Origin of the sequence: Amycolatopsis sp. NPDC049159 (genome assembly GCF_040648295.1) — a bacterium.
Lineage (GTDB): Bacteria > Actinomycetota > Actinomycetes > Mycobacteriales > Pseudonocardiaceae > Amycolatopsis > Amycolatopsis pretoriensis_A.
Window position 1 is genome coordinate 379,920 of the sequence record NZ_JBEZDL010000001.1, and the last position, 20,028, is coordinate 399,947.

23 protein-coding genes are annotated in these 20,028 nt (G+C 71.7%); 13 read left to right on the forward strand and 10 right to left on the reverse strand.

The genetic code is table 11. The features are described from left to right. Nucleotides 1–86: 86 nt before the first annotated feature. From AB0B33_RS01800 to AB0B33_RS01810, 3 genes are all read right to left on the reverse strand, one after another. Entirely contained in the window at nt 87–428 is a 342-nt protein-coding gene (locus AB0B33_RS01800; protein ID WP_247019234.1) for a hypothetical protein, read from the reverse strand. A gap of 160 nt (nt 429–588) precedes the next feature. Further along, nucleotides 589–2,640: an ATP-dependent DNA helicase gene (locus tag AB0B33_RS01805; RefSeq protein WP_360765559.1), complete on the reverse strand. Its 2,052-nt coding sequence runs from the start codon at nt 2,638–2,640 to the stop codon at nt 589–591. Between the two features lie 81 nt (nt 2,641–2,721). Continuing rightward, on the reverse strand, nt 2,722–3,309 hold the full coding sequence (locus AB0B33_RS01810) for a biotin transporter BioY (RefSeq protein WP_247019239.1): 588 nt from the start codon (nt 3,307–3,309) through the stop codon (nt 2,722–2,724). 207 nt (nt 3,310–3,516) lie between these two features. On the opposite strand from AB0B33_RS01810, the gene AB0B33_RS01815 reads away from it, so the two are divergent. After that, nucleotides 3,517–4,134, forward strand: coding sequence for a choice-of-anchor P family protein (locus AB0B33_RS01815; RefSeq protein ID WP_360766208.1), 618 nt, complete (start codon nt 3,517–3,519; stop codon nt 4,132–4,134). Nucleotides 4,135–4,147: 13 nt separating this feature from the next. Here AB0B33_RS01815 and AB0B33_RS01820 read toward each other — a convergent pair whose 3' ends face one another. Genes AB0B33_RS01820 through AB0B33_RS01830 form a run of 3 tightly spaced genes read right to left on the reverse strand, consistent with a single transcriptional unit; the run spans nt 4,148 to nt 6,754 of the window. After that, the gene (locus AB0B33_RS01820) at nt 4,148–4,849 is read right to left on the reverse strand and encodes a bifunctional 4-hydroxy-2-oxoglutarate aldolase/2-dehydro-3-deoxy-phosphogluconate aldolase (protein ID WP_360765562.1); all 702 of its coding nucleotides are present in this window, start codon (nt 4,847–4,849) and stop codon (nt 4,148–4,150) included. Further along, nucleotides 4,846–5,424, reverse strand: coding sequence for an isochorismatase family protein (locus AB0B33_RS01825; RefSeq protein ID WP_247019244.1), 579 nt, complete (start codon nt 5,422–5,424; stop codon nt 4,846–4,848). Before AB0B33_RS01825 ends, AB0B33_RS01820 begins: the two co-directional genes overlap by 4 nt. A gap of 28 nt (nt 5,425–5,452) precedes the next feature. Beyond that, nucleotides 5,453–6,754: a nicotinate phosphoribosyltransferase gene (locus AB0B33_RS01830; protein ID WP_360765566.1), complete on the reverse strand. Its 1,302-nt coding sequence runs from the start codon at nt 6,752–6,754 to the stop codon at nt 5,453–5,455. A 74-nt stretch (nt 6,755–6,828) separates the two neighbouring features. Between AB0B33_RS01830 and clpS the strand changes: the two genes are divergently transcribed. The 3 genes from clpS to AB0B33_RS01845 are packed head-to-tail and all read left to right on the forward strand — an operon-like array spanning nt 6,829 to nt 8,659. Further along, nucleotides 6,829–7,128: an ATP-dependent Clp protease adapter ClpS gene (clpS, locus tag AB0B33_RS01835; protein ID WP_360765569.1), complete on the forward strand. Its 300-nt coding sequence runs from the start codon at nt 6,829–6,831 to the stop codon at nt 7,126–7,128. Beyond that, nucleotides 7,125–7,682 carry a DUF2017 domain-containing protein gene (locus tag AB0B33_RS01840; protein ID WP_360765571.1) on the forward strand — a complete coding sequence of 186 codons (558 nt, stop codon included), beginning with the start codon at nt 7,125–7,127 and terminating at the stop codon, nt 7,680–7,682. Before clpS ends, AB0B33_RS01840 begins: the two co-directional genes overlap by 4 nt. Next, a complete protein-coding gene (locus tag AB0B33_RS01845) occupies nt 7,679–8,659 on the forward strand; it encodes a P1 family peptidase (protein ID WP_360765574.1) in 981 nt (326 codons plus the stop codon). The genes AB0B33_RS01840 and AB0B33_RS01845 overlap by 4 nt, the downstream gene beginning before the upstream one ends. Before the next feature lies 1 nt (nt 8,660). On the opposite strand, the gene AB0B33_RS01850 is transcribed toward AB0B33_RS01845, so the two are convergent. Next, a complete protein-coding gene (locus tag AB0B33_RS01850) occupies nt 8,661–9,038 on the reverse strand; it encodes a hypothetical protein (RefSeq protein WP_360765577.1) in 378 nt (125 codons plus the stop codon). Nucleotides 9,039–9,109: 71 nt separating this feature from the next. On the opposite strand from AB0B33_RS01850, the gene AB0B33_RS01855 reads away from it, so the two are divergent. The 3 genes from AB0B33_RS01855 (at nt 9,110) to AB0B33_RS01865 (ending at nt 10,809) form a co-directional block, all read left to right on the forward strand. Continuing rightward, nucleotides 9,110–9,517 carry a M67 family metallopeptidase gene (locus AB0B33_RS01855; protein ID WP_247019256.1) on the forward strand — a complete coding sequence of 136 codons (408 nt, stop codon included), beginning with the start codon at nt 9,110–9,112 and terminating at the stop codon, nt 9,515–9,517. Nucleotides 9,518–9,582: 65 nt separating this feature from the next. Beyond that, nucleotides 9,583–9,855 carry a MoaD/ThiS family protein gene (locus AB0B33_RS01860; protein WP_020640924.1) on the forward strand — a complete coding sequence of 91 codons (273 nt, stop codon included), beginning with the start codon at nt 9,583–9,585 and terminating at the stop codon, nt 9,853–9,855. Nucleotides 9,856–9,858: 3 nt separating this feature from the next. Continuing rightward, nucleotides 9,859–10,809 carry a cysteine synthase gene (locus AB0B33_RS01865; RefSeq protein WP_360765580.1) on the forward strand — a complete coding sequence of 317 codons (951 nt, stop codon included), beginning with the start codon at nt 9,859–9,861 and terminating at the stop codon, nt 10,807–10,809. Between the two features lies 1 nt (nt 10,810). Here AB0B33_RS01865 and AB0B33_RS01870 read toward each other — a convergent pair whose 3' ends face one another. Then, on the reverse strand, nt 10,811–11,638 hold the full coding sequence (locus AB0B33_RS01870) for an MBL fold metallo-hydrolase (RefSeq protein WP_360765583.1): 828 nt from the start codon (nt 11,636–11,638) through the stop codon (nt 10,811–10,813). A gap of 9 nt (nt 11,639–11,647) precedes the next feature. Here AB0B33_RS01870 and AB0B33_RS01875 point away from each other — a divergent pair, with 9 nt between their 5' ends. Beyond that, nucleotides 11,648–12,364 (forward strand): aspartate/glutamate racemase family protein, encoded by a 717-nt coding sequence (locus AB0B33_RS01875; RefSeq protein ID WP_360765586.1) that lies wholly within the window; start codon nt 11,648–11,650, stop codon nt 12,362–12,364. On the opposite strand, the gene AB0B33_RS01880 is transcribed toward AB0B33_RS01875, so the two are convergent. Beyond that, complete coding sequence (locus AB0B33_RS01880; protein WP_247025537.1) at nt 12,322–13,182, reverse strand: arylamine N-acetyltransferase; 861 nt, start codon at nt 13,180–13,182, stop codon at nt 12,322–12,324. The genes AB0B33_RS01875 and AB0B33_RS01880 overlap by 43 nt on opposite strands. Before the next feature lie 84 nt (nt 13,183–13,266). Between AB0B33_RS01880 and AB0B33_RS01885 the strand changes: the two genes are divergently transcribed. The 5 genes from AB0B33_RS01885 to rdgB are packed head-to-tail and all read left to right on the forward strand — an operon-like array spanning nt 13,267 to nt 16,905. Further along, nucleotides 13,267–13,905, forward strand: coding sequence for a rhomboid family intramembrane serine protease (locus AB0B33_RS01885; protein ID WP_360765589.1), 639 nt, complete (start codon nt 13,267–13,269; stop codon nt 13,903–13,905). Beyond that, a complete protein-coding gene (gene murI, locus AB0B33_RS01890; RefSeq protein WP_247019266.1) occupies nt 13,902–14,708 on the forward strand; it encodes a glutamate racemase in 807 nt (268 codons plus the stop codon). The genes AB0B33_RS01885 and murI overlap by 4 nt, the downstream gene beginning before the upstream one ends. Before the next feature lie 29 nt (nt 14,709–14,737). After that, a complete protein-coding gene (locus AB0B33_RS01895) occupies nt 14,738–15,505 on the forward strand; it encodes an MBL fold metallo-hydrolase (RefSeq protein ID WP_247019268.1) in 768 nt (255 codons plus the stop codon). Nucleotides 15,506–15,529: 24 nt separating this feature from the next. Next, nucleotides 15,530–16,306: a ribonuclease PH gene (gene rph, locus AB0B33_RS01900; protein WP_160694094.1), complete on the forward strand. Its 777-nt coding sequence runs from the start codon at nt 15,530–15,532 to the stop codon at nt 16,304–16,306. Beyond that, the gene (gene rdgB / locus AB0B33_RS01905) at nt 16,303–16,905 is read left to right on the forward strand and encodes an RdgB/HAM1 family non-canonical purine NTP pyrophosphatase (RefSeq protein WP_360765592.1); all 603 of its coding nucleotides are present in this window, start codon (nt 16,303–16,305) and stop codon (nt 16,903–16,905) included. Before rph ends, rdgB begins: the two co-directional genes overlap by 4 nt. Here rdgB and AB0B33_RS01910 read toward each other — a convergent pair. Then, entirely contained in the window at nt 16,902–20,024 is a 3,123-nt protein-coding gene (locus AB0B33_RS01910; protein WP_360765594.1) for an NACHT domain-containing protein, read from the reverse strand. The two genes, rdgB and AB0B33_RS01910, sit on opposite strands and share 4 nt — an antisense overlap. Between the last annotated feature and the right edge of the window lie 4 nt (nt 20,025–20,028).

The following is a 20,028-nucleotide window of genomic DNA, read 5'->3' on the forward strand; positions in this document are numbered from 1 at the left end:
CACCAGAGCCACCGCGAAAGCCGTGCCGAAGAGCTGATCGCCTTCGCAGTCGACGGGGGTGGTGGATCTGTTACGCGGGGGTCGCGTCAGTTCTGGGTGGATTCCCAGACGACGTAGGCCTGGTCGGCGTCCGTCGTCATGGCCTCGATGAACTTCTCGTTGTCGAAGCCCGGCAAGGCCTGGAGGCGCTCGATCAGGGCGTCGGCCGCCGGGTCGCCGCTCGGGACCGCGGTGCCCTTGCCTTCGGTGTCGACCAGCATGAAGAACACGTCTTCGTTCCACGGGCCGTCGGGGATCACGCGGACCATCACCGACGACAGGCCGGCCCACGTGACAGCTTCTTCGCTGCCGTCCGCGAGACGCCGCCGCACGCCGGTGTCGTCGACACTGACGGTCCGGGACTGTGCGCTGGACGAATCCTGGGTCAACCGGTGCTCCCTTGTTGCTGTGCCGCTGGTACCAATCCGACCACAGCCACGGCCGCATGACTTCCGTAGCGGCGGTTACGTCCCGCGTGGGGGGCGGCCTGCTTTTGGCCGGATTGGTACCGGGGTTGCTTCACCGTACCGGTCGGTCCTGTGGACCGCGTCACGCGGGCGCGGCTGCGTCGAGCCGGCGCAGGGCCTCGCGCACCACCTTCGGGTCCATCGTCGGCCAGAACGGCGGCAGCGACGCACGGAGGAATCCGCCGTAGCGGGCGTTCGCCAGCCGCGAATCCAGCACCGCGACCACCCCGCGGTCGGTGACCGAGCGGTGCAGGCGGCCGGTGCCCTGCGCCAGCAGCAGCGCCGCGTGCGTGGCCGCCACGGTGAGGAACCCGTTGCCGCCGCGGGCTTCCACCGCGCGCTGGCGGGCCGAGGACACCGGGTCGTCCGGGCGCGGGAACGGGATCCGGTCGACGACCACGAGCTGCAGCGACGGCCCCGGCACGTCGACGCCCTGCCACAGGGACAGCGTGCCGAACAGGCACGTGCGGACGTCCTCGGAGAACTTCTGGACCAGCAGCGACGTCGAATCCTCGCCCTGGCAGAGGATCGGGAAGTCGAGCCGCCCGCGCATCTCCTCGGTGGCCTGCTTGGCGGCGCGCATCGAGGAGAACAGGCCCAGCGTGCGGCCGCCCGCGGCTTCGATCAGCTCCGCCAGTTCGTCCATTGTGGACGACGCGAGGCCGTCACGGCCCGGCGGCGGGAGGTGCTTGGCCAGGTAGAGGATGCCGTTGCGCTTGTGGTCGAACGGCGAGCCGACGTCCAGCCCGGTCCACTTGGGGCCCTTGTCGGCGTCCGACGGCACTTCCTTCTCCGTCGCGGCCCCCAGCGCCTGCTCGACGCGGGCCGCGGCCGGCGGGAGACCCCACTGGCGCGCCATGGTGTCGAACGTGCCGCCGAGGGTGAGCGTCGCCGACGTCAGGATCGTCGTGTGCTGGTTGAACACGCGCTCGCGCAGCAGGCCGGCGACGCCGAGCGGCGCCACCTTCAGCGCCGGCGGCCGCGGGTTGGAGGAGAACTTGTCGCCGGACAGCCAGACGACGTCGCGCTGGTGCGCCTGGTCGTCGTCGAACGCCTCCAGGAGCCGGACCGCGGTGTCGTGCACTTCGTCGAGCAGCGAGCGCGCCAGCTTGCGCGCCGTCGCCCCCTCGACGTCCTCCTTGCGGTCGGAGCCGAGCGCGGTGATGCACGCGTGCGCGGCGTCGCGGATCGCCGGGATCGCGCCTTGGAGCGGCCGCGGCAGCTCGTCCAGCCGGCCCGCGGGCAGGTCGTCCACGATCAGCGCCAGCCCGTCACCCGCCTCCAGCAGGCCGTCGGCGACGTCGGCGTCGATCAGCTTGCCGCAGCGGCGCGCGGCCGACGCGCACATCGCGCTGGTCAGCTCGCCGGTGGCGACCGAGGTGACCCGGTCGACCAGGTCGTGGGCCTCGTCGATGATCACCACGTCGTGGTCCGGCAGCACCTGGTAGCCCTGCAGGGCGTCGATCGCCAGCAGCGCGTGGTTGGTCACGATGACGTCGGCGCGGCCGGCCTCGGCGCGGGCCTTCTCGGCGAAGCAGTCCGTGCCGATCGGGCAGCGCGAAGCGCCGAGACATTCCTTCGCCGTCACGGAAACCTGGCGCCACGCCTGGTCGGTGACGCCGGGGACGAGCTCGTCGCGGTCGCCGGTTTCGGTGTCCGACGCCCATTCCCGCAGCCGCGTGACCTCCTTGCCGAGGCGCGACACCGCGAACGGGTCGAAGAGCTGGGCGTCCTCCGGCTCGTCCGGCGCGCCGGAATCCAGCCGGTGCAGGCACATGTAGTTGCGGCGGCCCTTGAGGATCGCGAAGGTCGGTTCGCGGCCCAGCGGCTTCTTCAGCGCCTTCGCCAGGCGCGGGAGGTCGCGGTCGACCAGCTGGCGCTGCAGCGCGATCGTCGCCGTCGAGACCACGACCGTGGCCTCCTTCTGGACGGCGTGGCGGATCGCGGGGACGAGGTACGCCAGCGACTTGCCGGTGCCGGTGCCCGCCTGCACGGCCAGGTGCTCGCCGGTGCGGATGGCACGCCCGACGGCGTCGGCCATTTCGACCTGCCCTGGGCGTTCGGCACCACCGACGGACTCCACCGCGTGGGTGAGGAGTTCGAGGACGCCGGGGAAATCAGTTCGGGCGGGCACAGCGACACACATTAGCCGCCGGGACCGACAGGATCGGTGATCCGTCGCGAACGGGCCGCTCGCGCCGGATCACCGAGAGCGTCAGTCCTGCTTGCGGCCCGAGACGAGCTTCCAGGTGAGCGGCAGCAGACCCGCCGCCACGACGATCTTGATCGCGTCCCCGACGAGGAACGGCGTGACGCCCTTGGCGAACGCCGTCGACAGGTCGAACCCGGTCGACGCCATCAGCCACGGCACGCCGAAGGCGTAGATCACGAGGTTGCCGAGCACCATCGTGCCCGCGGTGCGCACCGGCGTCCGGTCGCCGCCGCGGCCGGCGAGGGCGCCGACCAGCGCGCCGGCGAAGACGAACCCGACGATGTAGCCGGCGCTCGCGCCGGACAGGCCCGCGGTGCCGTGCTGGAACCACGGCACGCCGACGGCGCCGACCAGCAGGTAAACCAGCATCGACGCGGCACCGCGCGACATGCCGAGCGACGCGCCGACGAGCAGCGCGGCGAACGTCTGGCCGGTCATCGGCACCGGGCTGCCCGGCACCGGGATGGTCAGCTGCGCGGCGGCGCCGGTGAGCACGGCACCGCCGGCGACCAGCGCGATGTCCCGGACGAGCGAGCCGGGGACGAGGTCGGCCAGCACGGGCCGCTTGCCGGCGAAGGACAGCGAAGACACGAAACCTCCCTGGGTGAGCAAGTCGATCGAGGTTAACGCTCGTTACCGCCGCAAAACCCGCGAAGTTGCGTTCCTCACCGGCCACCCGTCCGGGTGGACCCGATCAGGTGCGCCACCGGGCCTGCCGATGACGAGAGGGGTAACTACGAACTGTCACGTGACCGAGGAGGCCGGTGCATGCGAAACGCCAGGAAGAGGACAGTCCGGTTGCTGGCGGTGACGACGCTGACCGCGCCGCTCCTGGCCGCCGCGGCACCCGGGACGTCCACCGGATGGGCGTCTTCCGGCTCGCTGGACGTGACCATCGACAACGAGCACGTCGTCACCGGTGAGCTGGCGAAGTGCACCGTGGACGGGCCGTACAGCGCGCGGACGCAGGGTGGCGCGACGGGCGACGTCGCCGCGTTCGGGATGGGCGAGTCCGGCTGCGGGCGCTCGGGGGCCGTCTCGGTCGCGCAGGCGTCCGGGCACCGGTTCGAGGCCACCGTGCTCAAGCGCTACGGCGGCCCGGTGATCACCGTGCGCACCTTCTCCGCGAAGTGCGCGACGAGCGAGACCGGCAGCGGCGGCGAGGTGTCCATCGGCGCCGTCCAGGGGATCACGGTGCCCGCGCAGATCCCGCCGAACCACCGGATCGTCATCCCCGGCGGGGCCGCGGGCACCGCGCTGGCGACGGTGGTCCTCAACGAGACCGTGACGCCCCAGCCGCCGGACGGCAGCCTGGTGACGCACGCGGTGCACATCGAGCTGTTCCCGCAGGGCGGCCCGGCCAGCGGCGACATCTACCTGGGCACGGCGGCCTGCGACCCGTACGGGAAGAAGTAGCGCGCCACTTTCATTACGAAAGATGCGAGTTCGGCGCGCCGAGACGCATCTTTCCCTGGGAAAGTGGCGGCTGGACCGTAGTGAAGCGGGAGGCGGCTGCGACGAACTCGCCCGCGCGGGTGGCCAGGTCCGGGAGGCTGCCGCCCGGGCTGAGCGCGTCGCCCAGCAGCGGGGTCGCCGCCGCGACCGCGATCGCGCCCGAGCGCAGGTAGGACTCGACGTCGGCCAGGTGGACGCCGCCGGTCGGGACCAGCGGGACGTCCGGCAGCGGTGCCCGGACCGCGCGCAGGTACGCGACGCCGCCGGCGGCCGCGATCGGGAACACCTTCACCGCGGCCGCGCCGAGGCGCCACGCCTGGTCGATCTCGGTCGGCGTGAGCGCGCCGCAGACCACCGGGGTGGCCAGCTCGGCGGCGCGTTCCAGCACCGCCGGGTTGACCGTCGGGGTGATCAGGTACGCCGCGCCGGCGTCGACCGCGGTGTCCACATCGGACGGTTCGCGGACGCTGCCCGCGCCGATCAGCGCGTCTTCGCCGAGGGCCAGGCGCAGCGCGGTGATCGCCGCGGGTGCGCCCGGCGTCGTCAGCGTCGCTTCGAGCAGGCGGACGCCCGCCGCGTGCAGCACCATCGCCGCGTCGGCGAACCGCGACGCGTCCGAAGCGCGCAGGATCGCGACGAGCCGGTGTTCCGCCAGCGCGGCCCGCAGGTCCTTCACGAGGCCGGCGGCACCGCGGCGGTGCCCGTGTAGGAGACGCCCGCCTCGTCGAAGTCCTTCAGCGTCGCGTCGACGGTCGGCTGCGAGCCGCCGACCGTCAGGTCCAGCAGCACCCGCACGCCGAAGCCCGCCTTCGCCGCGTCGAGCGCCGTCGCGCGGACGCAGAAGTCCGTCGCGATGCCGACGACGTCGACGTCGGTGACGTCGTGCTCGCGCAGCCACGCCTCCAGGGACTTCCCGTCGCGGGCCGCGCCCTCGAAGCCGGAGTAGGCGGCGCTGTACTCGCCCTTCGAGAACACCTCGCCGATCGGGACGACGTCGAGCGCGGCGTGGAACGACGCACCCGGCGTGCCGGCGACGCAGTGCACCGGCCAGCTGTCCTTGAAGTCGGGTGTCTCGCTGAAGTGGTCGCCCGGGTCGATGTGGTTGTCCCGGGTGGCCACCACGTGGCTGTACCCGCCCTCGGCGGCCTGCTTCGAGATGCCGGCGGCCGCGGCGGCCCCGCCCGGCAGACCGAGCGAACCCCCTTCGCAGAAGTCGTTCTGCACGTCCACCACGATCAGCGCGGTCCCCATGTCGGACTCCGTTTCAGAGACAGTGTCTTCACAAAAACTGTGTCGGGATGGCGGGCTCGCCGTGCGAGAGCTTGAGGCCCTCCCACGGCAGGCTGACCAGGCCGCGGCGCAGCCGTTGCCTGGCATCGTCGAGCGTAGGCAGGTCGGCCTCCGTGCGGCCAGCGCGGATCAGCGGGATCTGCAGCGGCCGGTCGTTGGCCTCGGGAGCCGGCGCGGTCGCCGCCGTGGTCCAGACGACCTCCTCGACCGCCGTGCCGGTGCCGCGGTGGCGCCGCAGCGCGGACTTGCGGCCGCCGCGGGACTCCTTGTGCGCGCTGCGCTTGGCGACCGGCTTGCCGTCCACCTCGACCAGCTTGTAGACCATGCCGGCGGTCGGCGCGCCGGACCCGGTGACCACCGAGGTGCCGACGCCGTACGCGTCCACCGGCTCCGCGCGCAACGCCGCGATGGCGTGCTCGTCGAGGTCGCCGGAGACGACGATCCGGGTGTCCTTCGCGCCGAGGGCGTCCAGCTGCTCGCGGGCGCGGCGGGCGAGCGGGCCGACGTCGCCGGAGTCGATCCGGATCGCGCCGAGCTCCGGGCCGGCGACGCGGACCGCCGTCTCGATGCCGGCGGTGATGTCGTAGGTGTCGACCAGCAGCGTCGTGTCCGCGCCCATCTTCCCGACCTGGGCGCGGAAGGCCGCTTCCTCGCTGTCGTGCAGCAGCATGAAGGCGTGCGCGACGGTGCCGCGCGTCGGGATGCCGTAGCGGCGGCCTGCCTCGAGGTTGGACGTCGTCGCGAAGCCCGCCAGGTACGCGGCGCGCGCGGCCGCGACCGCCGCGTACTCGTGCGTCCGGCGCCCGCCCATCTCGATGATCGGGCGGCCGTGCGCGGCGCCGGACATCCGGGCCGCCGCCGACGCGATCGCGCTGTCGTGGTTGAGGATCGACAGGACCAGCGTCTCCAGCAGCACGCACTCGGCGAACGAGCCGGTGACGGTCAGGATCGGCGAGCCCGGGAAGTACAGTTCGCCCTCGGCGTAGCCGTCGAGGTCACCCGAGAACTCGTAGCCGGCGAGCCAGGACAGCGTCGTGTCGTCAACGACCGCGGTCGCTTCCAGCTGCGCCAGTTCGGCGTCGGTGAAGCGGAAGTCCGCGATCGCGTCGAGCACGCGCGCGGTGCCCGCGACGACGCCGTAGCGCCGCCCGGCCGGCAGCCTCCTCGCGAAGACCTCGAACACGCAGGGCCGCTCGGCCGTCCCGTCGGCGAGCGCGCTGCCCAGCATGGTCAGCTCGTAGTGGTCGGTGAGCAGCGCAGTGCTGGCCGTGACCGGCTCCGGTGAACCCATGGGGTCAGCCTATTCACCCACATGGCCGGACCTGGCGCGGCGTACCCCGTGACCCCCGTGACACCATGGGGTGCATGTCCACGCCTGTCGCATCCGAACAGACGCAGGTCGAGCCGGCCGGCGCCGAAGTCGCCGAGCCGGACACCCCCTGGCGGACCGTGGTCTGGAACGACCCGGTGAACCTGATGTCGTACGTGACGTACGTCTTCCAGAAGCTGTTCGGCTACAGCCGCGACCACGCCACCAAGCTGATGCTCGACGTGCACCAGAAGGGCAAGGCGATCGTGTCGTCCGGCAGCAAGGAGAAGGTGGAGACGGACGTGGCGAAACTCCACGCCGCCGGCCTGTGGGCCACCATGGAGCAGACCTCGTGAACGGCTGGCGGCGCAAGGGCGCGGTCATCCACGCCGGGTTCGAGCAGCAGGAGGCGGCCGTCCTGCGCGGGCTCGTCAGCCAGCTCGAAGACATGCTCACCGCGCGCGCCGAGGAGGCGCCGCAGGACGAGCTCGCCGAGCTGACCGGCATCCGGACCGGGCCCAGCGAGTCCCCGGACGACCCGGTGCTCTCGCGGCTGCTCCCGGACTTCCACAAGCTCGACCCGGACAACCCGACCCGCGAAGACCTCGACTCGGCGTCGGCGATGCGCTCGCTGCACGAACCGGAGCTGCTGGACATCAAGGTCGGTGTGGCGAAGATCGTGCTCGACACGCTGCCCCGCGACGGTGGCCACGTCCGGCTCACCGAAGAGCAGGCCGACGCCTGGCTGGGCGCGCTCAACGACGTCCGGCTGGCGCTGGGCACGGCGCTCGACGTCACCGAAGACATGCCCGACGAGCTGCCCGAGGACGACCCGCGGGCGCCGCACCTGGGCGTCTACCACTGGCTGACCTGGGTGCAGGAGACGCTGATCCAGGCGCTGACGGGATGATCACCGACGTCCCCGGCGTGCTGGTCGGGCACCACGAGCGGGTCGGCGACGGCTGGGCCACCGGGACGACGGTGGTGCTGGTGCCCGGCGGCGCGGTCGGGGCCGTCGACCAGCGCGGGGGCGCGCCCGGCACGCGGGAGACGAACCTGCTGGAGCCGGAGAACCTGGTGCAGCGGGTCAACGCGGTGTGCCTGTCGGGCGGGTCGGCGTACGGCCTGGCCGCGGCGGACGGCGTGATGCGGTGGCTCGCGGAGCGGAACCTGGGCTTCCCGGTCGGTGCGCAGCCGCACGAGGTGGTGCCGATCGTGCCCGCGGCGGTGCTGTTCGACCTGCCGCGCAGCGAGTGGGGCAACCGGCCGGACGCGTCCTTCGGGTACGAAGCATGCTCGGCTGCCGCTCCTTCGTTCGCGGAGGGGACGGTCGGTGCGGGTGCGGGGGCCGCCGTGGGGTCGTTGAAGGGCGGGATCGGCTCGGCGAGCGAGGTCGTCGGCGAATTCACCGTCGGGGCGCTGGCGGCGGTCAACGCGGCGGGCGAGGCGGTGGACCTCTCGACGGGCCGGGCCTACGCGGCCGACCACGGGGACTTCGGCGTGACGTGGCCTTCGCGGGCCGCTTCGCTGCCGTCTCGCCGGACCGACCTGAACACGACGATCGGCGTGGTCGCGGTGGACGCGGCGCTGGCGAAGGCCGAGGCCCGGCGGATCGCGGTCGCGGCCCAGGACGGGCTGGCGCGGGCCGTGCGCCCGGCGCACACGATGTTCGACGGCGACACGGTGTTCGCGCTGGCCACGGGCGAGCACGAGCTCCCGGACGCGAGCGGCCCGTTCGGCGCGGCGGCCCGCCCGGCGGCGTTGGACGCGCTGTGCTCGGCGGCGGCGCGGGTGTTCGCGCGGGCGATGGTGCGCGGCCTGCTGGCGGCCACGACCGCGGGCGGGGTGCCGGCCTACCGGGACGTGTGGCCGGAAGCGTTCGGCTGAGTCACAGGTCGGGCAGCGGGTCCGGGGGCAGGTCGCGGGCGCCTTCGAGGTTGGCCGCGCGGACGGCGCTGACGTACTCCTCGTCGATCTCCAGGTGCAGTTCCGCCACGGTGAGGACCGGGCCGAGGGACGGGTGGACCTCCACCGGGCCGATCTCGGTGCGGCGGGGGAGCCGGTCGTAGACCGCCTTGGGCCGGTAGCGCCGGAAGCGGCCGCCGTAGAGGACGGTGATGCCGCGGTCGGTGACCACGACGAAGAAGGCGGCGCGGGTCCGGACGCCGTTGACGTAGAGCGAGATCCCCGGGATGAGGTACTGGATCCGCTCGCCGTCCCGGAGGAACTCGCGGCAGCGTTCGCGGGCGATCGACGGCATCGGCATGCCCCGAGTGTGCTCCTGAGCACAGCATCTCAAGATATGGATCGCTCGTGTCCACGACCTAAGATGTCGATGTGCTCCGGATTCGCCGTGAACTCGTCGACGAGATCGTCGCCCACGCCCGCCGTGACCACCCCGACGAGGCGTGCGGGGTGATCGCCGGGCCGGAGGGGTCCGATTCGCCCGAGCGGCTCATCCCCATGCTGAACGCGGCCCGCTCGCCGACGTTCTACGAATTCGACTCCGCCGACCTGCTGAAGCTCTACCGCGAGCTGGACGCGAACGACGAGGTCCCGGTGGTCATCTACCACTCGCACACCGCGACCGAGGCGTACCCGTCGCGGACCGACGCGAACATCGCGGCCGAGCCCGACGCGCACTACGTGCTCGTCTCCACCCGCGACCCCGAAGTGCACGAGTTCCGGTCGTACCGGATCGTGGACGCCGAGATCACCGAGGAGCCGGTCGAGATCGTCGACTGACGTCCCGGAATAAAGCGCCGCGCCGAGTGCGTCAGCGTCTAGGAAACCACCGGAGGTAAGAACCCATGGCCGTGACCGTCTCCATCCCGACGATCCTGCGCACCCACACCGGCGGCGAGAAGTCCGTCGAGGCGAAGGGCGCGACCGTGCTCGAGATCATCGACGACGTCGAGTCCCGGCACGCCGGCATCAAGGCGCGCCTGGTCAAGGAGGAGAAGCTGCACCGCTTCATCAACGTTTACGTCAACGACGAGGACGTGCGCTTCTCCGGTGGCCTCGAGGCCGAGGTCAAGGACGGCGACACCCTGACCATCCTGCCCGCCGTGGCCGGTGGCTGATCGATGGCTCGCTTCGAGTCCCTGCTCGACGCGCTCGGCGGCACCCCACTGGTCGGGCTGCCCCGGCTCTCGCCCACGCACGACGTGCGCCTGTGGGCGAAGCTGGAGGACCGCAACCCGACCGGCTCGATCAAGGACCGCCCCGCGCTGGCCATGATCCAAGCCGCCGAGCGCGAGGGCAAGCTCCGGCGCGGCTCCACGATCCTGGAGCCGACGTCGGGCAACACCGGCATCGCGCTTGCCATGGCCGCCAAGCTCAAGGGCTACGGGCTGGTCTGCGTCATGCCGGAGAACACCTCGACCGAGCGCAAGCAGCTGCTGCAGGCCTACGGCGCGCGGATCGTCTTCTCGCCCGCCGCGGGCGGCTCGAACGAGGCCGTCCGGCGGGCGAAGGAACTGGCCGAGGCCAACCCGGACTGGGTGATGCTCTACCAGTACGGCAACCCGGCCAACGCCGAAGCGCACTACCGCGGCACCGGTCCGGAGCTGCTCAAGGACCTGCCGACGCTGACGCACTTCGTCGGCGGCCTCGGCACGACCGGCACGCTGGTCGGCTGCGGGCGGTACCTGCACGAGGCCAAGCCGGACGTCCAGATCATCGCGGCCGAACCGCGCTACGGCGAGCTGGTGTACGGCCTGCGCAACCTCGACGAGGGGTTCGTGCCGGAGCTCTACGACCCCAGCGTGCTGAACGGGCGGTACTCGGTGGGCGCGTACGACGCGCTTCGCCGGACGCGTGAGCTGCTGGAGCACGAGGGCATCTTCGCGGGCATCTCGACGGGCGCGGTGCTGCACGCGGCGCTCGCCGTCGCCGAGAAGGCCGCGGCTCGCGGCGAAGCGGCCGACGTCGCCTTCGTCGTGGCCGACGCCGGGTGGAAGTACCTCTCGACCGGTGCTTACGCCGGTTCGCTGGACGAAGCGGCGGAGCGGCTCGACGGGCAGCTCTGGGCCTGAGCTACTCCGCTTTCCAGAGTTCGGGCAGGGCGAGGCCGACCCCGTCGGCCTCGGCCAGCCGCTCGAACGTCGCCATCGTGGTGCCCAGGTCGTCGAAGACCTTCGGCAGGAGCTTCAACGGCTTGCTCAGCGGCCGCCAGAAGGCGTCCCAGTGCACCGGCCGGACGGTCCGGGCGCCGACCGCGCCGACGGTCTCCCGCCAGTACTCCTCGCGCCAGTCCTCGGTCTTCTTCCCCGCCGCGCCGATGCCGAGGTAGACCACGTCCGCGGGGTGGCCGGCCAGTGCGCCGGGCACGAAGTTCGCCGAGGCGTGGACCAGGACGCTGCCCGCCGCGTGGGCGATGTGGAACGAGTAGCAGCGCCCGGTCTTGAACGCCTTGGCCTTCGCCGGCGGCCGGACCGGCCCGGTGATCTCGCCGGGCACCCGGTCGCCGTCGCTGTGGCGGGCGTCGACGGGGGTCACGGTGAACGCCCCGAACTCCACCGGCTGCCCCGGAACCAGCTCTTCGAACGGCTCGTCCGCCAGGCCGTAGCCCTCCTGGATCCGCCGCGTCGACGGCGAGCCGCCCAGCGTGGCGCCGGTCAGCTTCGCGACCACCGGCGCGTCCAGGGCGTGGTCGACGTGCGAGTGCGAAACGAGGACGGCGTCCAGCTCCGTGATGCCGAGGCGGCGCAGGGCGTCGTCGATCCGGGCGCGGTCGGGCGCCACCCGCGTCGCCAGCTTCAGCACTGACGGCCGCGAGAAGAAACCGTCGACCAGCACGGCCGACGCACCGTCGCTGACCAGCACGTTCGAGACCCCGGCAAACGCCGTCCGCAGTTCGGGCATGCTGTCATCATGAAGGTCATCGGGCTGCTGGGCGGGATGAGCTGGGAATCCTCCGGCGAGTACTACCGGCTCGTGAACGAACGGGTGAAAACCGTGCTCGGCGGGTTCCACTCGGCGCACACCGTGCTCTACTCCGTCGACTTCGCCGAAGTCGAGCGCATGCAGGCCGACGGCCGCTGGGACGACGCCGGCGCCGAGCTGAACCGCGCGGCCAAGGCGCTCGAAGCGGCCGGTGCCGACTTCGTCGTGCTCTGCACCAACACCATGCACAAGGTCGCCGACCGGCTCGAAGACGGCCTCGGCATCCCGCTGCTGCACCTCGCCGACGCCACCGCCGCGGCCGTGCGGGCCGCCGGGATCCGCCGGGTCGGCCTGCTCGGCACCGGGTTCACCATGGGACAGCCCTTCTACCGCGACCGCCTCGCCGCGCACGGCCTCGACGTGCTCGTGCCGACGGTCGAAGACCGCGACCTCGTGCACCGGGTGATCTACGACGAGCTGGTGCTCGGGGTCGTCGAACCCGCCTCGCGCGAGGCCTACCGCGCGGTGATCGCGCGGCTCGTCGAGGCCGGTGCCGAAGGCGTCATCTACGGCTGCACCGAGATCGAGCTGCTGGTCGGCCCCGAAGACGCCTCGGTGCCGACCTTCCCCACGACCCGCCTGCACGCCGAAGCGGCGGTGGACTACGCGCTGGGCACCACCTCGCTGCCCTTGCCGCCGACGTGAGCCTCGTGCTGGGCGACGCACCGCCGCCACAGCCGCTCGCGCTCCTCGTCCGTGAACAGCGCCGCCGGGATGCCGTAGACGTCACCGGCGGCCGCCCACCAGTCGCCGGGTGACTCGATCAGCTCCTTGGCGCCGTGGCGGTCCAACGTCAAGGCGCGCAAGGTGTCCACACCCGCCGCGTCCCGCCGTTGCAGCACGCAGACCCGCACGAACCCGGACTCCGGCGCGCTCGACAGCCAAGCGTGCTTCGCCGCGAAGTCGGCCATCTCCGCGACGCCCGGCGCGAAATCCATGCCGGTGAAGCTGCCCGAGGGGTCGTGCTCGAACCGCCAGCCGCCCGGCGCCACCGCGGACGGCCGCAGCCGGTAGGTGTGCGGGCCCTGCACGTAGGTGCCTTCCCGGAGGGGGAGCGGCTCGTGCGGGCCGTCGCCGAGCCCGGTGTCGGCCAGCCACGCCGTCTCCGGCGCGTCCGGCAGCCCGGTGACCGTCAGCGCCAGGTGGTTCCGGTCGACGTTCGGCGCGTCCGCCGCGCTGCCCTGCACCCCGCCCAGGTGCCGGGTCACCCGGTAGCCGAGGGCGTGCAGCAGCGCGGAAAAAGCGCCGTTGAGGTGGTAGCAGTAGCCGCCGCGACCGCGCAGGATCCGCGCCAGCGAGGCCGCCGGGTCGAGCGGGGTCGGCCGCCCGAGCTGGACCTCCAGCGCTTCGTAGGGCACGCGTTCGACGTGCGCCGCGTGCAGCCGCCTCAGGGCGGCGAGGCTCGGCGGCTCGGGATCGAGCCCGAGCCGCGCGAGGTAACCGGTGACGTCCATGCCGCGCACGCTAGCGGCGGGCACCGACAAAACCGCCGGATCAGGGATTTCACCCGAGGCGGAGCCGCCCGGCCCGGACGTAGCCTCGAAAGCGTGAGCACACCGATCCCCGCCCCGGAAACCGACGCCGCCAAGCGCGTGCTGCCGCCGCGACCGAAGGCGGCCGCGCTCGTCGCGCTGTCGTTCACCCTGCTGCTCTACCTGGTCGAGCTGGTGGACGTGATCCTGCCGGGCGACCTGGACCAGGGCGGCATCCATTCGCGGGAGCTGTCCGGGCTGGACGGCGTGCTGTTCGCGCCGGTGCTGCACGCCGGCTGGTCGCACCTGTTCGCGAACACCGTGCCGGTGCTGCTGTTCTCCTTCCTCGCGATGGCCGCCGGGATCGGCCGGTTCGCTCTGGTCACGGCCATCATCTGGGTGGTCTCCGGGCTCGGGGTGTGGCTGATCGGGCCGGCCAACGCGGTCACCGTCGGCGCGTCCGGGCTGGCTTTCGGCTGGGTCGCCTACCTGCTGGTGCGCGGCATCTTCAACCGCGCGGCCGGGCAGATCCTCGTCGCCGTCGTCCTGCTGGGCGTGTGGAGCGGCATGCTGGCCGGGCTGCTGCCGGGCAACCCCGGCGTCTCCTGGCAGGGTCACGTCTTCGGCGCGCTCGCCGGTGTCCTCGCCGCGTGGCTGACCAGCCGCCGGTCGCGCAAGGCCGTGCCGGCGGCAGCAGGTAGCCTCGAAGCGTGACGTCTCCGCCCGCTGATGCCCCGATCGGCGTGTTCGATTCCGGCGTCGGCGGGCTGACGGTCGCGCGGGCGATCCTCGAGCAGCTCCCCGCCGAGCAGCTCCGCTACGTCGGCGACACGGCGCACAACCCCTACGGCCCGCTCCCGATCGCCACCGCGCGCAGCTACGCGCTCGCGGCGCTCGACGAACTCGTCGAGAGCGGCGTGAAGGCGCTGGTGATCGCCTGCAACACGGCGTCCGCGGCCTGCCTGCGCGACGCCCGTGAGCGCTACGACGTCCCCGTGATCGAGGTCGTGCTGCCCGCCGCGCGCCGTGCTGTGGTCGCGACGCACACCGGCCGCGTCGGCGTCATCGGCACCGAGGGCACCGTGCGGTCGCGGGCCTACGAAGACGCGTTCGCCGCGGCGCCCGCCATCACGCTCACCAGCGTCGCCTGCCCGCGGTTCGTGGACTTCGTCGAGCGCGGCATCACTTCCGGCCGCCAGGTGCTCGGGCTCGCGCAGGGCTACCTGCAGCCGCTGCTCGACGCGCAGGTCGACACGCTCGTGCTCGGCTGCACGCACTACCCGCTGCTGCAGGGCGTGCTGCAGATCGTGATGGGCCAGGAGGTGACGCTGGTTTCGAGTGCCGAGGAGACCGCGAAGGACCTCGTCCGCGTGCTCACCGAACTCGACCTGCTGACCACGCGCGACACCCCGCCGCGGCACGAGTTCGTGGCCACCGGCTCGGCCGAGCCGTTCGCCCGGCTCGCCCAGCGGTTCATGGGCTTCGCGCCGGGTGTCCTCGCTCCCACCACCGCGTGATCGGGGCGGCGGACGCTTAGGGTGTCGAGGTGCGACTGACCATCCTCGGGTGCTCCGGCAGCATCCCCGGGCCGAACGCGGCCGCGTCCGGTTACCTGCTCGAAGCCGAGGGCTTCCTGCTCGGCCTCGAACTCGGCAACGGCACGCTGGCGCAGCTGCAGGCCGTGGCCGACCCGTTCGACCTGGACGCCCTGGTGCTCACGCACCTGCACCCCGACCACTGCGCGGACGTCAGCGCGCTCACCGTCCTGCGGCGCTACCACCCGGCGCCGCCGTACCCGGCCCGGCCGCGCCTGCTGCCGCTGTACGCACCGCACGACGCTCCGACGCGGTTGGCGAACGCCTACGCGCCCAACGAGACCGAGCGGGCCAGCACGGACCTTTCGGACGTCTACGCGTTCCGCCCGCTGCGGCCGGAGCCGTTCCGGATCGGCCCGTTCGACGTCGTCGCGGTCGAGGTCGACCACCCGACCCCGGCGTACGGCCTGCGCATTTCCTACGGCGGCCGGATCCTGGCGTTCACCGGCGACACCGGCCCGTGCGCGGCGCTGAACGAGCTCGCCGACGGCGTCGACCTGCTGCTCGCGGAGGCGTCCTGGACGGATTCCGCGGAGCGGCCCGCGGGCGTGCACCTGTCCGGCAAGCAGGCCGGCGAGCTGGCGCGCGACGCCGGCGTCGGCAGGCTGCTGCTGACGCACATCGCGCCGTGGACCGACGCGGGCGCGGTTCTCGCGGAGGCGTCGGCCGAGTTCGCCGGGGCCGAGGTCGTCAAGCAGGGTGCCGTCTACGACGTGTGAGCGGTGCGGTCCTAGAGTGCTCCCGTGGCTCGAAAAGATGGCAGGAACGACGACCAGCTCCGTGACATCAAGATCACCCGGGGGTTCCAGCAGTGGCCGGCGGGTTCGGTCCTGATCGAATTCGGCAACACGCGGGTGCTGTGCGCGGCGAGCGTCACCGAAGGCGTCCCGCGCTGGCGCGCCGGCTCCGGCCTCGGCTGGGTGACGGCCGAATACGCGATGCTGCCGTCCGCGACCAACACCCGCGGCGACCGTGAGTCGGTGAAGGGTCGCATCGGCGGGCGCACGCACGAGATTTCGCGGCTGATCGGCCGTTCCCTGCGCGCCTGCATCGACCTGGCGGCGCTGGGCGAGAACACGATCGTCATCGACTGCGACGTCATCCAGGCCGACGGCGGCACCCGCACGGCCGCGGTGACGGGCGGGTACGTGGCCTTGGCGGACGCGATCACGTGGCTGGGCGCGGCGAACCGCCTGAACGACCCGCAACCGCTGTCGTCCTCGGTGGCGGCGGTGAGCGTCGGCGTGGTGGACGGCCGCGTGCGGCTCGACCTGCCGTACGAGGAGGACTCGCGCGCCGAGGTCGACATGAACGTGGTGGCGACGGACGCCGGGACGTTGATCGAGGTCCAGGGGACGGGTGAGGGGGCCACCTTCGCCCGGTCCACTTTGGACAAGATGCTGGACATCGCGCTGGCGGGGTGCGAAGAGCTGACCCGGTTGCAGAACGAGGCTTTGGCCCTGCCGTACCCGGGTGAGCTGCCGGAGCCGCGTCCGGACAAGAAGAAGGGGTCGAAGTGACGAAGCTGCTTCTGGCCACTCGGAACGCCAAGAAGCTCGGGGAGCTTCGGCGGATCCTCGAGGCCGAGGGGATTTCGGGGATCGAGGTGCTCGGTCTCGCCGATGTGCCCTCGTTCCCGGAGGCGCCGGAGACTGCTCCGGACTTCGAGGGCAATGCTGTCGCGAAGGCCCGTGATGCCGTTGCGGCTACTGGGTTGCCTGCCATTGCGGACGACTCGGGGATCGCTGTCGATGCTTTGAACGGGATGCCTGGGGTGCTTTCGGCCCGCTGGTCGGGCAAGCACGGCGACGACGAGGCGAACCTGGATCTGGTGCTGGGGCAGCTCGGGGATGTACCGGATGAGCGTCGTGGGGCGCAGTTCGTTTGTGCTGCGGTGCTGGTGCTGCCTTCGGGCGAGGAGACCGTGGTCCGCGGCGAGTGGCGTGGGTCGCTCGTGCGCGCGCGGCGGGGGACGAACGGCTTCGGGTACGACCCGATCTTCCGGCCGGACGGCGAAAGCCGGACGTCGGCGGAGATGGAGCCGGCGGAGAAGGACGCGTTGTCGCACCGGGGCAGGGCCCTGCGAGCCCTGCTCCCGGCGCTGCGGGAGCTGGCTTAGATCAGTTTGACGCCGGGGCCGAGCTTCTCCGTACCGAGGAGCTCGGTCTCGGTGGCTTTGACGGTTAGCTCGAGGTCGGCCAGTGGACTCAGGTCGATGGGCGCGGGCAGGTAGCTGAGAGACAGGGTACGCAACGGCAGGGTGGTGAGCGGGTCCAGACCGCTGATCCCCACGCCCGAAAGGTAGAGATCGGTCAATCGGGGAAAACAACCGGCGATCGCATCACCGGCTAGCGAGTTTTCCTCCCAGCCGCTCTGGCGATAGAAACCGATGTGCGTGGGTTTGGTGAGGGGAACAGAGTCGGCGAGTGTTTTTGCCTGGATCCCCTTGAGGCCGAGCGCTTCGAGGCCATCGAGTGTGCTCAGTGGATCAAGGGTTTCTATTCGCTGCAGAGCGCCGAGGCCCAGGTGCTTGAGACTGGTCAGCTCGCTGAATACATCGAGATCCCGCCAGGGGCGGTTGTTGAACAGGGTGAGTGTTCCCAACCGATCGAGACTGCGCAGACTTCGGGTATTGGTGAAGCTGTGGGCAAAGTATATCGAGACCTCGGTGAGCCCGGGGTGTCCGCTCAGTGGGCTGAGGTCGACGGGGAGGTCGTTGTGGCTCGAGTCGAATGAGATTTGAGTCAAGTAGGGCAGAGCAGCGAGCGTGCTGAGGTCGGTCGGTGTATCCGAACCACGAAAGCTCAGGCTCAGCTCGTTCAGGTGCCTCAGGTGGGCGACATACGGCATGAGCCGCGCGGTTTCGAGCTCGATCGCGCCGTTCGCCAATGGCGAGTCGGCCAAGACCTCGACTGCGAACCGCGCGGGGTCGAAGTACTGCCAGGCTTGGGTCAGCTGCTTCTGCACCGCTGAGCGAGGATCCTGGGCGTAGTCGTGCAACAGCTTCAGCGCATCGGAGCCCGCGGTGAGCGCCGCGGCCCGGACCGTCGCCGCTGCCACCGCGTCCGAAAGCCCCTCCAGGGTCGGCGGCAGGTACCGCAGCACCCGGTGCCCGATCGAAGCCAATGACTGCGTCTCCCGCAGACTCCGCGGTGGCACCAGCTGCTCCCGGACCACCGCCTCTACCCGCGCGATGACATCCGGCGAAGCGTTGCTCACCGTCTCCAAGCAAGCCGCTGCCAAGAGCCGCAAGTGTCGCGCGTGCCGAGGCTCCTCGTCGGCCCGATCCAGGATCCCCGTCAACAACGTGCCGACCTGGTGGTGCTTGCCGTGGCCGCAGGCCATCACGAACGTCTCCCACCACGTGTCTAGGTGGGCCTTCGCGATCAACGTCTCCAGGTGGTCCTGTTCGGTGGCCTCGTTGGCCGCCAAGCACTCTTGGAACGTCCGGTGCACGAAATCGACCCGGTCGCGGACCGGCTCGCGCAGGACGCCGCTGCGCTCCAGCAAGTGGTCCAGGACCTCGGCTGGTGTGTGATCCACATGCGGCAGCGAAGGCAGCCGCCGGGCCACGTGGGACAGCACCCGCTCCTTCGGCAGCTCCACCTTCGATGCCAGCGAAAGCCGCCAAGCCAGGTCGCCGAGCAGGACTTCCTTCTGCGCCTCCGTCAGCAACACGCCGATGTGGCGCTCCGCGTCGCGGAGGTGCAGCAGCATCGACAACGCCTTGCGGTACAGGTCCATCCGGTCGCGCGGCAGTTCCGAGCGGTGCGCCAGGTTCAGCGCGCACAACATCGCGCACAGCAACGGGCTCGCTGCCAGCGTCCGCAGGTGCGGCCGGCTGTCGAGCTGGTTGAGCAGCCGTCGTTGGACCGAGGGGAGGTCGGCATCGACGCGGGCCGTGCCGCCGGCCGAGGCTGCCTTGTGCCAGCGCTCGACCAGTGCCTGGATGTCGTCCGCGGTCATCGGCTCCAGCAGGACGCAGCCGAAACCCTCCTGGGCGAGCCAGCGCTGGTCGGCCGCCGCGGTCCGGGACGTCACCACGACCAGCGTTTGCGGAAACGCCGTCGACAGCTTGCTTAGCCACGACTTCACCTCGCGGCGGTGGCCGGCGCCCACCTCGTCGACGCCGTCGACCAAGACCATCGCCCGCCCGGACTCCAACACCCGGCGGGCCCAGCCGTCCGGTGGGGCCCGCATCGGCGCGATGTGGGCGAGGAACTCCTCCGGCCGCGGCAACGGCTTCGCGGCGAAGCTACGCAACCGGATCGGGAACGGGACGCGGCCGTTCCAGCCTTCGAGCTTGCCCGTGAACCGGCCGCGGGCCGCCGTTACCGCCAGCCAGTCCAGCAGCGTCGTCTTGCCGGAACCGGCCTCGCCACGCACCAGGACGCGGGTGGTGCCGCTCAACGCCGTCTCGATGCGCACGTTCGCGCTGCCCGTCCGGCTCTGGCGCTTCTCGAACCACAGCTCGTCCATGCGCCGGTCCGCCTGGCGCGGCTCGCCCTCCGGCGAGACGCTCAAGCTCAGGTATGCGACCGTCAACGGCAGGGCCGGCTGGTCGTCCATGGTCAGGCCGAGCAGTTCCAGCCGGTCGAGGTCGCGGGCGAGCAGGCGCAGGTACGCCGCTTCGAACTCGGCGTCGTGGTCGACGCCCTCGGGCGCCGCGAGGCTGGTCTTCGGTACCCGGGCCAGCAGCTCGTCGAGCTGGTCGCTCTGGCGGCTGAGGCGGCCGAGGACCTCGGCCAGCGCGCGGGGTTGGAACGACGGCAGGTGGCGGACTACCTGCACGAGGTGGCGGCACGCCTGGTCGAGCGCCAGCTCGTACAGCGCCGCGGCCCGCGGGGCGAGGAGGCGTTCGCGCGGCAGGTCGCCGCGTAGCTTCCTGGCCAGCTGCTCGGGATCCGCGTCTGCGGCCAGGAAGACCTCGTCGGACAGGTCCGCGCCGGTCAAAGCGTCGTCGACGGCGAGGAAGGCGGCATCGATCTCGTTCTGCGGCAGCGTCGCGAAGCGGTCGGCGAGGACCTCCTCCAGTTGCTCAGCCACCTGCGTGCCGATCGTCTGGACGAGGTTCTCCAGCTTGCGCCGCTCCAACGGGCCCTTGAGCTCGCCGGCGGCCAGATCGACCAGGTCGGCGGAGCGTTCGAAGCCCGCCTTCCGCCGCCGCAGCCACGACTTCGCCGCAGCCGAGGCGATCTGCCCGCCCAGCTTGAGTGCCGGCCCCTCCAGGCTCGTCAACGCG

What these genes read in the sequence shown, in the direction of transcription:
- AB0B33_RS01825 (WP_247019244.1), bottom strand. Translation starts at nt 5,424, where the DNA reads ATGGGGACCGCGCTGATCGTGGTGGACGTGCAGAACGACTTCTGCGAA.
- AB0B33_RS01830 (WP_360765566.1), bottom strand. Translation starts at nt 6,754, where the DNA reads ATGGGTTCACCGGAGCCGGTCACGGCCAGCACTGCGCTGCTCACCGAC.
- clpS (WP_360765569.1), top strand. Translation starts at nt 6,829, where the DNA reads ATGTCCACGCCTGTCGCATCCGAACAGACGCAGGTCGAGCCGGCCGGC.
- AB0B33_RS01845 (WP_360765574.1), top strand. Translation starts at nt 7,679, where the DNA reads ATGATCACCGACGTCCCCGGCGTGCTGGTCGGGCACCACGAGCGGGTC.
- AB0B33_RS01850 (WP_360765577.1), bottom strand. Translation starts at nt 9,038, where the DNA reads ATGCCGATGCCGTCGATCGCCCGCGAACGCTGCCGCGAGTTCCTCCGG.
- AB0B33_RS01860 (WP_020640924.1), top strand. Translation starts at nt 9,583, where the DNA reads ATGGCCGTGACCGTCTCCATCCCGACGATCCTGCGCACCCACACCGGC.
- AB0B33_RS01865 (WP_360765580.1), top strand. Translation starts at nt 9,859, where the DNA reads ATGGCTCGCTTCGAGTCCCTGCTCGACGCGCTCGGCGGCACCCCACTG.
- AB0B33_RS01870 (WP_360765583.1), bottom strand. Translation starts at nt 11,638, where the DNA reads ATGCCCGAACTGCGGACGGCGTTTGCCGGGGTCTCGAACGTGCTGGTC.
- AB0B33_RS01875 (WP_360765586.1), top strand. Translation starts at nt 11,648, where the DNA reads ATGAAGGTCATCGGGCTGCTGGGCGGGATGAGCTGGGAATCCTCCGGC.